This window comes from Thiobacillus sp., assembly GCF_030696885.1.
GTDB lineage: Bacteria > Pseudomonadota > Gammaproteobacteria > Burkholderiales > Thiobacillaceae > Thiobacillus.
The window spans coordinates 266217-280307 of record NZ_JAUYRI010000024.1; the positions used below are offsets into that span (position 1 = coordinate 266217).

A 14091-nucleotide genomic window follows, 5' to 3' on the forward strand; every position below is an offset into this window, starting at 1 on the left:
TTATCAAACCTCGCCCTTGCCGCCGCCATGAGCCAACCAGACGATTACCTCGAACGCATCCTGACTTCGCGCGTCTACGACGTGGCGGTGGAGTCGCCGCTCGACGTGGCCCACAACCTGTCGCGACGCCTCAACAACCGGATTCTGCTGAAGCGCGAAGACCTGCAGCCGGTGTTTTCCTTCAAGTGCCGCGGCGCCTACAACAAGATGGCGAAGTTGACGACGGCCCAGCTGGCGCGCGGCGTGGTGGCGGCCTCAGCAGGCAACCACGCCCAGGGCGTGGCACTGGCGGCGCAAAAGCTCGGCGTGACGGCGATCATCGTGATGCCGGCGACCACGCCGAAAATCAAGGTCGACGCGGTGGCCGCGCGCGGCGCCCAGGTGATCCTGCATGGCGACAATTACGACGAGGCCTGCGCCCACGCGACCACGCTGGCCAAGGAGGCGAAGGCGACCTTCGTCCACCCCTACGACGACCCCGATGTCATCGCCGGCCAGGGCACGGTGGCGATGGAGCTGTTGCGCCAGCACCCCGGCCCGATCCACTCGGTCTACATCCCGGTCGGCGGCGGCGGCCTGATCGCCGGCATGGCGGCCTACATCAAGCGGCTGCGGCCGGACATCAAGATCGTCGGCGTCGAGCCCGAGGATGCCGATGCGATGGCGCGCTCGCTGTGCAAGGGCGAGCGCATCACCTTGCCGCGCGTCGGCATCTTCGCCGACGGCGTGGCGGTGAAGAGGGTTGGCAAGGAAACCTTCCGGCTGGCGCAGCTGTATGTCGACGAAATCATCCGCGTCAACAACGATGCCATCTGCGCGGCGATCAAGGATGTGTTCGAGGACACCCGCTCGATCCTGGAGCCGGCCGGTGCGCTGTCGATCGCCGGCATGAAGGCCGCCATCGCCGGCGACAAGCTCAAGGGCAAGACGCTGGTGGCGGTGGCCTCGGGCGCCAACATGAATTTCGATCGTTTGCGCCACATCGCCGAGCGCGCCGAACTGGGCGAAAAGCGGGAAGCGGTGCTGGCGGTGACCATTCCCGAAACGCCGGGCAGCTTCAAGACCTTTTGCAGCCTCTTGGGTGCGCGCAACATCACCGAATTCAACTACCGCTACTCGGATCCCAAGATTGCACGCGTGTTCGTCGGGCTGTCGGTGCCGGGCGCGGGAGAGGGCGCGCGCGTGGTCGAGCTGCTGCAGCGCCACGGCCTCGAAGCCCTTGATCTCACCGACAACGAAATGGCCAAACTGCACATCCGCCACCTGGTCGGTGGGCGCGCGCCTGACGCGGTCAACGAAGTGCTGTACCGCTTCGAATTCCCCGAGCGCCCCGGCGCGCTGATGCAGTTTCTGGAAAGCATGAGCCGTGGCTGGAACATCAGTCTGTTCCACTACCGTAACCACGGCGCGGACTACGGCCGCATTCTGGTCGGCATCCAGGTGCCGGAAAAGGAAAAGCCCAGCTTCCAGAAGTTTCTGGACGGGCTGGGCTACCGGTACTGGGACGAGACCCGCAATCCGGCCTACACGCTGTTCCTGGCCTGATTGGGGCGGACTATTTTTTCATGCCGCAGGTGTTGACGCCGAGCAGGCTGTAGGCCGGGCACACCTGCAGCAAGCCGGTGGCCAGCGGCAGCACGCCGATCCACGCCCACAGCGGGCCATCGAAGAATGCGGCCCAGGCAAGCAGGGCCAGGCCTGCAACGATGCGGATTATGCGGTCGATCGTGCCGATGTTGGCGGTCATGGTGGACTCCGGGTCAATTGAACAGAATCTCACTATAGCGCGCCGCGGAACGCGGGACATGACGCCAGCGTGGTTTTGTCCGGGGCGCGACCGCCGGTGCGCATGTTAACCTCGCACCATGTTCCGAATCGTCCTGTTTTTTCTGTTGGGTGGGGTGTTTGCTCCTGTCGTGTGGGCGGCGCCGGGCGATGATGCCGTGATGGCAGCGCAGCAGGCGTTTGCCGCACGCAAGCTCGCCAATCTGGAGCAGGCGGCGCGCCGCGTGCCGGCCGATCATGTGCTGGCGCCCTATGTCGAGTACTGGCGCCTGATGCTGAGCAGCCGTAGCGACGACGCGCGCATTGCCGATTTCCTGGCGCGCTATCCGGGCAGCCGCATGGCCGACGCATTGCGTGCCGACTGGCTCAAATCGCTGGGTGCGCGCGCGGCCTGGCCGCAGTATCTGCCCGAATATGCCCGTCTCGCCAAGCCTGATGCCGCACACCAGTGCTATGCCTATCGCGCCGACCTTGCGCAGGGCAACCGCAGTTCGCTGCGAGATGCCGTCGCATTGTGGTTTACCGGGCGCGACATGCCGTCGGCCTGCACGCCGCTTTTCGAGCAGCTGATGGCAGAAGGACTGATTGCCGAGGCCGATGTCTGGCGCCGGCTGCGGCTGGCGCTGGAGGCGGGCAATCCCAACGTCGCGCGGGTCATTGCCAATGCGCTGCCCGCTGCCGAGCGGCCGGCCGCTGCACTGTTCGACCAGGCCCCTCGCGACCCGGCGGCGCTGCTGCGCGGAAACCGCCTGGATCCGGCCCGGCGCGGCGATCGCGAAATCGCGATCTATGCGCTCGACCAGCTGGCCAGGCGCAGTTCTGCGGAGGCCGGTCAGGCGCTGCGTGCGCGTGCCGCGCAGTTCAACGCGGAGGAGCTGGGCACGGCGCGGGTGCGTCTCGCCACCTGGGCAGCGCGCCGGCACGAGCCTGCCGCGCTGGCCGAATTCGGCCAGGCGGGACCGGCCACGATCAGCGATTTCCAGCGTGAGTGGTGGGCGCGCGCCGCATTGCGCGCCGGCGACTGGTTGGCCGTGCAGCGCGCAATCGACGGCATGAGCGAGGCCGGCCGCGAGCAGCCCACCTGGCGCTACTGGCGCGGCCGCGCGCTGCTGGCCGGTGGCCAGCGCGTCGCCGCGAATGCGCTGTTCGTGGCCTTGTCGCGCGAACATACCTATTACGGCCAGCTGGCGCAGGAAGAGCTGGGTGCGGTGATGCAGGCACCCGTCCTCAACATCAAGATGGGCGGCGACGACATTGCCGAGATTGCGCGCCATCCCGGCATCGTGCGCGCGCAGGCGCTGTATCAGCTCGGCTTGCGCCAGGACGCGAACCTGGAATGGAACTGGGCGATTCGCACCTTCTCCGACCCGCAGTTGCTGGCGGCGGCCGAACTGGCGCGGCGCATGGAGTGGTATGACCGCGCCATCAACACCGCCGAGCGCACCCGCGAACTGCACGATTTCGATTTGCGTTTCCTCGCGCCTTATCGTGAACTGGCGCAACGCGCCGCCCGCGAGAACGGTCTCGACGAAGCCTGGATCTTCGGCCTGATACGGCAGGAAAGCCGTTTCATCAACGTTGCCCGCTCCCACGTCGGCGCCGCCGGCCTGATGCAGATCATGCCGGCCACCGCGCGCTGGATCGCGCAGCGGCTCGGCATCCAGCGCTTCAATCCGAACGAGATGCAGGATCCGGCCAGGAACATCCAGTTCGGCGCGTATTACCTGAAGCATGTGCAGACCACGCTGGACGGCTCGCCGGTGCTGGCCACCGCCGCCTACAACGCCGGCCCGGGCCGCGCGCAGCGCTGGCGCGATACCCGGCCGATGGAGGCTGCGGTCTACATCGAATCGATCCCGTTCTCCGAAACGCGCGACTACGTCAAAAAAGTAATGAGCAACGCCATGTATTACGCGGTGCGTTTTGGCCAGCCTTCGGTGCTGCTCAAAGACCGGCTGGGCACGGTCCCGCCGCGCCGGACTGCGGCGGCCGCGGACACGGAGGCAGACGTCACCCAGCTTGCCGAATCGGCCGAAGAATCGCCCTGAGCGCAAATTTCGGGCGCATCCGGGATAAAATCAGCAACGCCTTATATTCTGTAACGAATCTCGACCATGAAGATTGAACGCATCTGCATCCTCGGCGGGTCCGGCTTTGTCGGCACCCAGCTTGTCAGCCAGCTTGCCGCACGCGGCCTCAGGGTGCGCGTACTGTCGCGCCGCCGTGAAATGGCCAGGGAGCTGATCCTGCTGCCCACAGTTGAAGTGGTCGAAGCCGATGTCCATGACCAGCAGGAGCTCATTCGCCAGTTCCGCGGCATGGATGCTGTCATCAACCTGGTAGGTATCCTGCACGAACGCACCATTGGGCGCGTCGATCTGCCGAGCGCGCGGCGCGGCGATTTCCAGAACACCCATATCGAACTGACGCGCAAGGTCATCCACGCGATGGGCGAGGCCGGCGTGGACCGGCTGCTGCAGATGAGCGCGCTCGGCGCAGACCCCAATGCGCGCTCGGCCTACCAGCGTTCGAAGGGCATCGGCGAGGCGCTGGTGCACGAGGCGGGACGCCACCACATCGAACACGAGAACTGGTACCTCAATGGCCCCAAATTCATTCACGGCTACGGCCTTAACGTCACCGTGTTCCGGCCGTCGGTCATCTTCGGCCGAGGCGATTCCTTCCTGTCGATGTTCGCCTCGCTGCTGAAGGTCTTCCCGATCCTGCCGCTGGCCAGCGCAGGTGCGCGTTTTGCGCCGGTGCATGTCGAGGACGTTGCGCGCGCTTTTGCCGACAGCCTCGACACCCCGGCCACCTACGGCCAGAGCTACGATTTATGTGGTCCCCAGGCGTATACCCTGCAGGAGCTGGTGCACTACGTCGGCGACGTCACGGGCAAACGCCGCAGCATCGTGCCGCTGGGCAAGTGGATGTCGTATTTCCAGGCCTGGGCGATGGAGTTCAAGCCCGGCAGCAAGCTGATGACGCGCGACAATTACTACGCCATGGCGACCGATAATGTCTGCGCCGGCGGCTGGCCGACGGTGTTCGATTTCCAGCCGGCCACGCTCGAGGCCGTCGCCCCCGAATACCTGCGCGCCGACACCCCGCGGGCGCGGTACGAGGGCTATCGCGAGAGCGCCCGCCGTTAAGCTTGCCACGCCGCCATGAAAACCTACATCGTGGGCGGCGCAGTACGTGACCGCTTGCTGGGCCTGCCGGTGGCCGACCGCGATTACGTCGTCGTCGGCGCCACCGCCGACGAGATGGTGGCGCAGGGCTACCAGCCGGTCGGCAAGGATTTCCCCGTTTTCCTTCACCCGCAAACCCACGCGGAATACGCGCTCGCGCGCACCGAGCGCAAGTCCGGTCACGGCTACAAGGGCTTCACCGTCTACGCGACGCCGGACGTCACGCTGGAAGAGGATTTGCAGCGACGCGACCTCACCATCAACGCCATTGCCGAGGACGAGGCCGGCGCGCTGATCGACCCCTATGGCGGCCAGCGCGACCTGGCGGCGCGGTGCTTTCGCCATGTCAGCGACGCCTTTGCCGAAGACCCAGTACGCATCTTGCGGATCGCGCGCTTTGCCGCTCGTTTCACCGATTTTTCCGTGGCGCCGGAAACCAACGCGCTGATGCGGAAGATGGTCGACAACGGCGAAGTCGACGCGCTGGTGCCCGAGCGCGTGTGGCAGGAAGTCGCGCGCGGCCTGATGGAAGCACAGCCTTCGCGCATGTTCCATGCGCTGCGCGACTGCGGCGCGCTGGCGCGGCTGTTTCCCGAGATCGACCGCCTGTTTGGCGTGCCGCAGCCGCCCGCGCACCATCCCGAAGTCGATACCGGCGTGCATGTCATGCTGGTCGTGGACTGGGCGGCACAACAGAATTTCAGCTTGCCGGTGCGCTTCGCTGCCCTGACGCACGACCTCGGAAAAGGCGTCACGCCGCCTGAACAGTGGCCGCGGCACATTGGCCACGAAGCCCGCAGCGTCGAACTGGTGCGTGCGCTGAGCGATCGCATCCGCGCGCCAGCCGACTGCCGCGACCTTGCCGTCGCGGTGGCGCGTGAGCATGGCAACGTTCACCGCGCGCTGGAACTGCGGCCCGCTACGCTCGTCGAACTGCTGGAGCGCGTCGATGCCTTTCGTCGCCCGGATCGGTTCGAGGAATTTTTGCAGGCGTGCGAATGCGATTTCCGCGGCCGCCCCGGGTACGAAGCCCGGCCTTTTCCGCCGCCTGGCTACCTGCGGCAGGCGCTCGATGCGGCGCAGGCCATCGATGCGGCCGAGGTGGTGCGCACGGCCGATCCTGCACGGATCCGGGACGCGATCTTTCAGGCGCGGACGGAATCGGTTGCGGCGTGGCGCACGCGTCTAAGCGTTTGATCGTCGCGCGCCAGGGCTGACACCGCACCCGGGCCGCCTTCTATACTGGGCTCATGGCGGAGGCGGATTGCCCGCGCTTGCGTTGCAACACGTGTTCAATGGAGTGAACCATGCCTTACAGTGAACAAACCGTGCAGTCAGTCCGGCCGTGGTCGGACAAGACCTTCAGCTTTACGCTCAGCCGTCCGCAGGATTTTTCGTTCGAGAACGGCGAGTTCGTCACCATCGGCCTGAAGCGCGAGGGCAAGCTGCTGGCGCGCGCGTATTCCATTGTTTCAACCGCCGATCGCGATCACCTCGAATTCCTCAGCATCCATGTGCCGGAGGGACCGCTGACCAGCGAGCTGGCCCGGATCCGCCCCGGCGACAGCGTGTGGGTCAACAGCAAAACGACCGGTACGCTCACGCTCAACCATGTGCTGCCGGGCCGTGTCGTATATATGTTGTCGACCGGAACCGGCCTGGCGCCGTTCATCAGCCTGATCCGCGATCCCGCCCTCTATGCGCGTTTTGAGCAGGTAGTGCTGGTGCACTCGGTGCGCACGGTGGCCGAGCTGGCCTACCGTGACGAGATCGAGGCATTCGATCAGCCGCAGCTGCATTATGTACCCACGGTGACGCGCGAGGCCTTTCCCACGCCCGAACGCGGGGCCGACCTGTTTCGCTCCGGCGCCCTGTCGCAGCGCCTTGGGCTGCCGTCACCGGACCCGGAACTGGACCGGGTGATGATTTGCGGCAATCCGGCGATGACGCGTGAATTGACGCACCACCTCAAGGACGTCGGCTGGAGCCTGACGAACCACCGTGGCCTCGGTAACTTCACCACCGAAGTCGCCTTTGTCATGAACCACGAATAAACCGGCCCCCACCACTCGTGTCGCGAATCAATGGGGCCCAGGTGATCCTGGGCCCGTTTTTCAATGGCGGCGGTGGTCGCGCCGGTCATCGCGATGACCACGCCGGTCATCACGCCGGTCATCACGCCAGTGCTTGCGATGCTTGTCCCAGCCCCCGCGATTGTCGTAGTGGTGGTAGACGTGCTGCACCCGGTGATGCTGGGGCGGCAGCACAATGACATGGCTGGGGCGATAGGGTGTATGTGTCCAGTAATGGGAACCGCCGCTTTCATACAGCACGCGGAATCCATCGTGATGGCGGGTGCCGAACGAAATGGTGAACTGGGGTTCGACCGTCACGACGCGGCCATAGCCGCGGTCATAGCCGCGGTCATAGGCAAGGGCGCTCCCGGAAGCGGTTAGCAGGGTGGTTGCAATCAGCAGTGTACGTAACATGGTGTGTCTCCTTTAGGTTGCAGATGGCGTGCGCTCGGATGCCTCAGCGCTTCCAGTTGTTGTGGCCGCTATTCCAGCGCGGGCCGCGCGGATCCTCCGCCACGGTGAAGCTCACATTCAGGGTCAGCCACGGGCCCGGGTCATACGGCAGGTAGGTGGTGTACTCGCGATCCTGGAAGCGGTAGCGCACGTCGTAGCCGCTCACCACCTGGCGGAAATTGTCGTGGGTACGACACCGCTCTACCTGCTGCGGCTGCGATTCGTAGCGGCTGTTGCCATTGTTCCAGCGGTTGCCCACCACGGCGCCAGTGGCGGCACCGACGGCGGCTGCAGCCACGCGGCCGTCGCCCTTGCCGACGGTGGAACCGAGCAGGCCCCCGGCGATGGCACCGATTATCGTGCCGCCCGTGTTGCCGCCGCTGCGGGTGTCCCGGGTTTCATACCCAACCGTTTCAACCCAGCATTCGCGGCGCGGGTCGTTGATCGTTTCGTATACCGGGGTGCTTGCCAGCACCTTGGCGCGAGCGGTGAAACCGTCGCCCTGTCCGGGAGCGGCGTATGCAGCCCCGCTCGCGCCCAGCAGGGCGGCGATCAGGGTGGTGTTTAGCGTGCGTGATTTCATGTTGCGCTCCTTGCTGCTTCAGGTGAATCCGGTTCAGCGACGACCGCGCTGGCGGTCCTCATCCTCATGTCGTTGCTGCTGGCGACGTTCGTAGCCGTAGCCGTAGCCCCTTGATTCTTCGCGCCCGGCGTCGCGACGGCTGTCGCGGCGATCGTCCTGGCGCGTCTCGCGGCGGTCCTGGCGGCGCGCGTCATCCCGCTCGCCGCGATCGCGCTGGGCCACGATGAAGGCGCTTTCCATGAAGTCGGGCGCGGCGTGAACCGGCGCAGTCAGCGCCAGTCCCAGTGCAGCCAGTCCGAACAGTCCAAGTTGTCGTGCATTCATCGTCGTCTCCATTTCCGTGGTCGCCTTGTCTTGCTTCCACGCTTCGCAGTCTGGTTGAGGAAAGTAAGCGCACTGTTTCACGCAAGGGTGATTTTGTAACAGTGTGTAACGGGAGGGGGCAAGCGGCCATCCAGCCGCTGCTATAGTTGCCGCATGGAAAAAGACACCATCTACGTCACTGACGACGATCCCGGCATCCGCGAGCTGGTCGCCGAATACCTGGCCAGCCAGGGCTATGCGGTCGAGACGGCGGAAGACGCAATCGCGCTCGACCGCCTGCTGGCCAACCGGTTGCCCGATCTGCTGGTGCTCGACTGGATGATGCCGGGCGAGGACGGCCTGTCGGTGGCGCGGCGCCTGCGCGGGCAGCCGGGATTTCCGCCCATCATCATGCTGTCGGCCAAGGGCGAGGATATCGATCGCATCATCGGCCTCGAAGTCGGGGCCGACGATTACCTGCCCAAGCCGTTCAACCCGCGCGAGCTGCTGGCGCGCATCCGCGCGGTGATGCGCCGCAACGGCGCGCCCGCCGCGCCGGCAGCAGGCGATGCGGCGCGGGCGGTGCGTTTCGGCCCGTTCAGCGTCAACCTGGACGCCCGCACGCTGACCCGCGACGGCGCCGAAATCCCGCTCACCAGCGGCGAATACGAACTGCTGGAGATCTTTGTCACCCACGCCAACCGCGCGCTGTCGCGCGACTGGCTGATGGACCAGCTGCGCGGCTTCGAGCGCGACCCGTTCGACCGCAGCATCGACGTGCGGGTGAACCGCCTGCGCAAAAAAATCGAGGACGACCCGGCCAATCCCGCCTACATCCGCACCCAGCGCGGCCAGGGTTATCTGTTTGTGCCGCAGGGCAAGGGATCATGATTCAGGGGGTAGGATTCAGGAATTCGGATCTAGGGGATGAGCGGCCGGAGGTCGCGAAATTAAATGAGCCCCTAGCCCCTAGCCCCTAGCCCCTAGCCCCTAGCCCCTAGCCCCTAGCCCCTAGCCCCCATGCCCCGTTCCCTCTTCGCCCGCACCGCGCTCACGCTGGCGCTGGCCTTCATCGTGTTCCAGGCGGCGGCGTTCTGGGTGGTGTATCGCACCCTGATCGTGCCGGTGGCGGAGCGCTCGGCCGACGACCTGGCCGGCCTGATCGTGCTGTCGGCGCAAACTTGGGTGGAACTGCCGCCGGAGACGCGCGCGGCATTTGAGCAGGAACTGGCGCGCCGTCATGGCCTGCGCCTGACGACCGTCAATGTCGGGGCGACGGCGGATGCCCCGCAGTTTGCTTTCCGCACCCAGATCGAAGCGGCGCTCAGCCGCCGTGTGGGCGAGTCGGTCGTGCTGCGCGGCGTGCCGGACAAGGCCGCGGCCTGGCTGGACATTCCAGTGGGCGGGCACGATCTGCGGGTCGGTTTCTTTCCGGGCCGCTACGCGGTCAAGCCGCCGCTGGCCGCCATTGCGGTGATCGCGGTGGGCACTTTTCTCAGCCTGCTGACCGCGCTGTTTCTGGTGCGCCGCCTGACCGTGCCGCTGGCGCGCGCGGCCCGGGCGGCCCGCCAGGTGGGCGCGGGCGAACTGCCCGAACCCCTGCCGGAAACTGGGCCGGCTGAGCTGGCCGAACTGGCGCGCCGCTTCAACACCATGGCCACCGAGGTCCGCAACCTGCTCGACAACCGCACCACGCTGTTGGCCGGCATTTCGCACGACCTGCGTACGCCGATGACGCGCCTGCAACTGAATCTGGAAATGCTGCGCGACGAACCCAATCCGGCACGCATCGACCGCTCGCTGGGCGACCTGGCTGAGATGAACACGCTGATTTCAGGCTATCTGGAACTGGCACGCACCACCCGGGCCGCGCCGGCCTCGCGTTTCGACCTGGCCACCTTGCTGGATGAAGTCGCTGCCGATGCCGGCCTCGCGTGGTCGGGCGCGGCGCCGTGCGAGGTCGAGGCCAGCCGGCTGGCGGTGCGGCAAATCGTGTCCAACCTGATCGAGAATGCGCAGCGTTACGGCGGCGAGGGCCCGGTCGAACTGGCCCTGGAATGTGCCGACAACCTGGCGCGGGTGAGTGTGCGCGACACCGGCTCGGGCATCCCGGAGGACCAATTGGAAAAAGTGTTCAGGCCGTTTTACCGGCTGGAAGCGTCGCGCTCTCAGGCCACGGGCGGGACCGGACTGGGGCTGGCGATCGTGCGTCAGCTGGCGGAAACGTATGGCTGGAAGGTCAGGCTTGCAAACCGCCCGACAGGCGGGATCGAGGCGGTGCTGGAGATTCGGCGTGGGGTGCCCTGATCGGGCGGGTGGGGATCGACGCGGTGCGCGAGGCAGCCGCGTGGGAGACGGTCAACTCACGCGCAGTGCGTGGTAGTCAGGCGGCGCATCACCCGGAATTCGATGAACAGCAGCGTCAGGCTGAACATCGACATGCGGCCGGTGCTCCCGCTAAAGAAGCCCAGCAGCGAACGCGACAGACTCAAGCTCACGCTGGTTCCTTTACCGATTTGCATCAGACAGCCGGCTGGCGGGCGAACAGGGAGAACTGCACGAACAGCAGCGACAGGCTGGTGAGGCTCATGCGCTCGGTTTCGCCGTGAAACCAGGCAAAGGGCGAGGTGCTGAGTTCGAGAACCAGTTGGTTTTGGCCGAGTTGCAGTTTCATGATGTTCTCCTTGGTGGGGGTGCTTGCCTGACTACTTGCAACGCCTGTGCCACCCAGTGCATCTACGGCGCATGAAAAAAATTCAATAAAAAACAATGTGTTGTTGTGGCAGGGTGGAATACCCCGGCAGGGGAGAGGGCGCGAATTGACGGAAACCCGTCAAACCGTGTCGAAGCGGCAAACATCCGGCGCTCAAACAAGCGCGAAAAAGGCAACAGGGTAGAATCCGGCTTTACGATTTGGCCGGCGCCTGTCCTGCGCGCCGCATCTTCTGCATGATCATCCTCAAGAATCTCAGCCTTCGGCGCAGCGCCAAGGTTCTGCTCGACAACGCTTCAGTCTCGATCAACCCCGGCGAAAAGGTCGGTCTGGTCGGCCGCAACGGCGCCGGCAAGTCCAGCCTGTTCGCGCTCATCAACGGCACCTTGCACGAAGACAAGGGCGATTTTTCCATGCCGTCGCAGTGGCGCATGGCGCAGGTGGCGCAGGACATGCCGGAAACCAGCGAATCCGCGACCGACTTCGTCATCGCGGGCGATACCACCTTGGCCGAAGCGCAGCGGGAAGTGACTGCTGCCGAGGACAGCGACGACGGCGAGCGCATGGCCCATGCCTACATGGCGCTACACGACGCCGGCGCCCACGATGCGCAGTCGCGCGCGCAGGCGCTGATCCTCGGTCTCGGTTTCCAGGTGCGCGAGCTGAACCAGCCGGTCAACAGCTTTTCCGGCGGCTGGCGCATGCGGCTCCAATTGGCACGCGCGCTGATGTGCCCATCCGACCTGCTGCTGCTCGACGAACCGACCAACCACCTCGACCTCGACGCACTGGTGTGGCTGGAAGCCTGGCTGAAGAAATACCCCGGCACCATGCTGGTGATCAGCCACGACCGCGAATTTCTCGACGCGGTGACCAGCGTCACCATTCATATCGAAAACGGCCAGCTCACCCGCTACGGCGGCAACTACAGCACCTTCGAGGACATGCGCGCCGAGCAGATGGCGCTGCAGCAGGCGGCGTTTGCCAAGCAGCAGGACAAGATCGCCCACCTGCAGGAATTCATCAACCGCTTCAAGGCCAAGGCCAGCAAGGCCAAGCAGGCGCAAAGCCGGGTCAAGGCGCTCGACCGCATGGAGCGCCTTGCGCCGATGCTGGCGAGCGCGGATTTCACCTTCGAATTCAAGGAGCCACTCAACCTGCCCAACCCGATGCTGACCATCGACGACGCCAGCTTCGGCTACCCGCCGCCGGCGGATGCGCCGGCGGGCACGCCGCCGACCGTGATCGTGCAGCACGTCAGCAAGTCGGTCTTCGCCGGGCAGCGCATCGGCATCCTCGGCGCCAACGGCCAGGGCAAATCGACGCTGGTGAAAACCGTGGCGCGCGAACTGGCGGTGGTCGAAGGCGCCGTCACCGAAGGCAAGGGCCTCAACATCGGCTACTACGCGCAGCAGGAACTCGACGTGCTGCGCCCGCTGGATACCCCGCTAGAGCACATGATCCGGCTTGCCCGCGACACGATTGCGAACGGCGGCGCCGGCCAGTTCAGCAGCCGTGAACAGGACCTGCGTAACTTCCTCGGCACCTTCAACTTCAGCGGCGACATGGTCAAGCAGGCCGTTGGCACCATGAGCGGCGGTGAAAAGGCACGGCTGGTGCTGTGCATGATCGTGTGGCAGCGGCCGAATCTCTTGCTGCTGGACGAACCGACCAACCACCTTGATCTTGCTACGCGCGAAGCGCTGGCGATGGCGCTCAATGAGTTCGAGGGCACCCTGATGCTGGTCAGCCACGACCGCGCCCTGCTGCGCTCCGTGTGCGACGAGTTCTGGCTGGTCACGCGCGGTGGCGTGGAACCGTTCGACGGCGACCTGGATGATTACCAGCGCTACTTGCTGGAGGAGGGCAAGCGCGTGCGCGAGAGCCTCAAGGAAGCCGGTAAGGTGGCTAACGCGCCGGTGGTCCAGGCGGAATCTGCGCCGGTGGCGGCGAACAAGCCGGTGTCCTCGAGCAAGATCAAATCGCTGAAACAAAAATTGGAAAAGCTCGATAAAAGCATGGCTGCGCTACAGGCGGAAAAGGCGGCGTTCGAAGCACGTTTGGGTGGAACGCTTTCCGTTGAGGAGATTACCGAAACTGGCAAGCAGCTTCAGCACGTCATTGACGAATTAGCGATTGAAGAGGGGGAGTGGTTGGAGTTGTCGGGGGAGATTGAGGCGCTGGAAGCGGCGAGCGCTTAGAAGACGCTGCACTCTCCATACGCTGTCATTGCGAGCAACGCGAAGCAATCCAATCTGCGAGTTGGCGCGAAGCACCTTGGATGGTTGAGCCTTCGAATAACAACGGGCCGTTGGCCGGGGGTTGCCCGGCGGCAAGTCACTTTCTTTTGTCTCGCCAAAAGAAAGTAACCCAAGAAAAGGCGACCCCGCTCATCCCCGAAACCCCGGAAATCAAACCTGCCGGACGGGCGGCAAAGAACTCGCCCCGCTTTATATGTATTTCGAAGGTGAGCGGGGCTCAGCACCTTTGCCGCTGATCCGCCCGGCAGGCTCAATTTCCGGCGGGACTGAGAGGGGCTGAAAGTCAAAACCAGTTTGACGAGGAGCAGTCGTTACGAACCAGATCGGCAGCTTCGCAGTGCGGATCCCCTTTGGCGTCCTCACTTAAGTACACAAACCGCCCCGTCATCACCGGCCTGGTTTTGACGTTCTTCCCCTTACAGACCCGCCGAAGATCAAGTGTGGCGGGTGGATCAGCGGCAAAGGTGTTTGAGCCCCGCTCACAAAATTAATTAACATTACAAAAGCGGGGCGAGTTCTTTGCCGCCCCCCCGACGCGCTTGATCTTCGGGAATTCGGGTATGTCGGGGTCGCCTTTTCTTTGGTCACTTTCTTTTGGCGAGACAAAAGAAAGTGACTAGCTGCCGGGCTACCCCCGGCCAACGGTCAATCGCCCATTACCAGAGCTGCTACCGTCGACAACGAAACCCTTCTCAACCACGCTAAAATGCGCCTTTCCCGAAAAGCC

General features: G+C 64.8%; 14 protein-coding genes. 8 read left to right on the top strand and 6 right to left on the bottom strand.

The genetic code is table 11. The annotated features are described in order from the left end of the window. The first annotated feature begins 27 nt into the window (after window positions 1-27). Window positions 28-1545, top strand: a complete 1518-nt coding sequence (gene ilvA, locus Q8R61_RS12485) for a threonine ammonia-lyase, biosynthetic (protein WP_305537707.1) — start codon at window positions 28-30, stop codon at window positions 1543-1545. A gap of 10 nt (window positions 1546-1555) precedes the next feature. Here ilvA and Q8R61_RS12490 read toward each other — a convergent pair whose 3' ends face one another. Continuing rightward, window positions 1556-1747 (bottom strand): DUF2892 domain-containing protein, encoded by a 192-nt coding sequence (locus tag Q8R61_RS12490; RefSeq protein WP_305537709.1) that lies wholly within the window; start codon window positions 1745-1747, stop codon window positions 1556-1558. Between the two features lie 118 nt (window positions 1748-1865). Between Q8R61_RS12490 and Q8R61_RS12495 the strand changes: the two genes are divergently transcribed. The 4 genes from Q8R61_RS12495 to Q8R61_RS12510 all read left to right on the top strand — a co-directional run bounded on the left by Q8R61_RS12495 (window position 1866) and on the right by Q8R61_RS12510 (window position 7030). After that, entirely contained in the window at window positions 1866-3833 is a 1968-nt protein-coding gene (locus Q8R61_RS12495) for a lytic transglycosylase domain-containing protein (protein ID WP_305537711.1), read from the top strand. A gap of 66 nt (window positions 3834-3899) precedes the next feature. Continuing rightward, a complete protein-coding gene (locus tag Q8R61_RS12500) occupies window positions 3900-4937 on the top strand; it encodes a complex I NDUFA9 subunit family protein (RefSeq protein WP_305537713.1) in 1038 nt (345 codons plus the stop codon). Window positions 4938-4952: 15 nt separating this feature from the next. Then, a complete protein-coding gene (locus tag Q8R61_RS12505; protein ID WP_305537715.1) occupies window positions 4953-6173 on the top strand; it encodes a multifunctional CCA addition/repair protein in 1221 nt (406 codons plus the stop codon). 110 nt (window positions 6174-6283) lie between these two features. Beyond that, window positions 6284-7030, top strand: coding sequence for a ferredoxin--NADP reductase (locus Q8R61_RS12510; RefSeq protein WP_305537717.1), 747 nt, complete (start codon window positions 6284-6286; stop codon window positions 7028-7030). 60 nt (window positions 7031-7090) lie between these two features. Here Q8R61_RS12510 and Q8R61_RS12515 read toward each other — a convergent pair whose 3' ends face one another. From Q8R61_RS12515 to Q8R61_RS12525, 3 genes are read right to left on the bottom strand one after another with little or no spacing between them, the layout of a single operon-like run. Then, window positions 7091-7465: a hypothetical protein gene (locus tag Q8R61_RS12515; protein ID WP_305537719.1), complete on the bottom strand. Its 375-nt coding sequence runs from the start codon at window positions 7463-7465 to the stop codon at window positions 7091-7093. Window positions 7466-7508: 43 nt separating this feature from the next. Next, window positions 7509-8087: a glycine zipper 2TM domain-containing protein gene (locus Q8R61_RS12520; protein WP_305537721.1), complete on the bottom strand. Its 579-nt coding sequence runs from the start codon at window positions 8085-8087 to the stop codon at window positions 7509-7511. Between the two features lie 33 nt (window positions 8088-8120). Continuing rightward, window positions 8121-8411, bottom strand: coding sequence for a hypothetical protein (locus tag Q8R61_RS12525; RefSeq protein ID WP_305537723.1), 291 nt, complete (start codon window positions 8409-8411; stop codon window positions 8121-8123). Window positions 8412-8564: 153 nt separating this feature from the next. Between Q8R61_RS12525 and Q8R61_RS12530 the strand changes: the two genes are divergently transcribed. Then, complete coding sequence (locus Q8R61_RS12530) at window positions 8565-9281, top strand: response regulator (protein ID WP_305537725.1); 717 nt, start codon at window positions 8565-8567, stop codon at window positions 9279-9281. Window positions 9282-9410: 129 nt separating this feature from the next. Then, window positions 9411-10697, top strand: coding sequence for an ATP-binding protein (locus Q8R61_RS12535; protein ID WP_305537727.1), 1287 nt, complete (start codon window positions 9411-9413; stop codon window positions 10695-10697). A 56-nt stretch (window positions 10698-10753) separates the two neighbouring features. Here Q8R61_RS12535 and Q8R61_RS12540 read toward each other — a convergent pair whose 3' ends face one another. After that, a complete protein-coding gene (locus tag Q8R61_RS12540) occupies window positions 10754-10888 on the bottom strand; it encodes a hypothetical protein (RefSeq protein WP_305537729.1) in 135 nt (44 codons plus the stop codon). 23 nt (window positions 10889-10911) lie between these two features. Continuing rightward, entirely contained in the window at window positions 10912-11064 is a 153-nt protein-coding gene (locus Q8R61_RS12545) for a hypothetical protein (protein WP_305537731.1), read from the bottom strand. Window positions 11065-11339: 275 nt separating this feature from the next. Between Q8R61_RS12545 and Q8R61_RS12550 the strand changes: the two genes are divergently transcribed. Then, window positions 11340-13304 carry an ABC-F family ATP-binding cassette domain-containing protein gene (locus tag Q8R61_RS12550; protein ID WP_305537733.1) on the top strand — a complete coding sequence of 655 codons (1965 nt, stop codon included), beginning with the start codon at window positions 11340-11342 and terminating at the stop codon, window positions 13302-13304. Window positions 13305-14091 lie beyond the last annotated feature (787 nt).

What these genes read in the sequence shown, in the direction of transcription:
- ilvA (WP_305537707.1), top strand. Translation starts at nt 28, where the DNA reads ATGAGCCAACCAGACGATTACCTCGAACGCATCCTGACTTCGCGCGTC.
- Q8R61_RS12490 (WP_305537709.1), bottom strand. Translation starts at nt 1,747, where the DNA reads ATGACCGCCAACATCGGCACGATCGACCGCATAATCCGCATCGTTGCA.
- Q8R61_RS12495 (WP_305537711.1), top strand. Translation starts at nt 1,866, where the DNA reads ATGTTCCGAATCGTCCTGTTTTTTCTGTTGGGTGGGGTGTTTGCTCCT.
- Q8R61_RS12500 (WP_305537713.1), top strand. Translation starts at nt 3,900, where the DNA reads ATGAAGATTGAACGCATCTGCATCCTCGGCGGGTCCGGCTTTGTCGGC.
- Q8R61_RS12505 (WP_305537715.1), top strand. Translation starts at nt 4,953, where the DNA reads ATGAAAACCTACATCGTGGGCGGCGCAGTACGTGACCGCTTGCTGGGC.
- Q8R61_RS12510 (WP_305537717.1), top strand. Translation starts at nt 6,284, where the DNA reads ATGCCTTACAGTGAACAAACCGTGCAGTCAGTCCGGCCGTGGTCGGAC.
- Q8R61_RS12515 (WP_305537719.1), bottom strand. Translation starts at nt 7,465, where the DNA reads ATGTTACGTACACTGCTGATTGCAACCACCCTGCTAACCGCTTCCGGG.
- Q8R61_RS12520 (WP_305537721.1), bottom strand. Translation starts at nt 8,087, where the DNA reads ATGAAATCACGCACGCTAAACACCACCCTGATCGCCGCCCTGCTGGGC.
- Q8R61_RS12525 (WP_305537723.1), bottom strand. Translation starts at nt 8,411, where the DNA reads ATGAATGCACGACAACTTGGACTGTTCGGACTGGCTGCACTGGGACTG.
- Q8R61_RS12530 (WP_305537725.1), top strand. Translation starts at nt 8,565, where the DNA reads ATGGAAAAAGACACCATCTACGTCACTGACGACGATCCCGGCATCCGC.
- Q8R61_RS12535 (WP_305537727.1), top strand. Translation starts at nt 9,411, where the DNA reads ATGCCCCGTTCCCTCTTCGCCCGCACCGCGCTCACGCTGGCGCTGGCC.
- Q8R61_RS12545 (WP_305537731.1), bottom strand. Translation starts at nt 11,064, where the DNA reads ATGAAACTGCAACTCGGCCAAAACCAACTGGTTCTCGAACTCAGCACC.
- Q8R61_RS12550 (WP_305537733.1), top strand. Translation starts at nt 11,340, where the DNA reads ATGATCATCCTCAAGAATCTCAGCCTTCGGCGCAGCGCCAAGGTTCTG.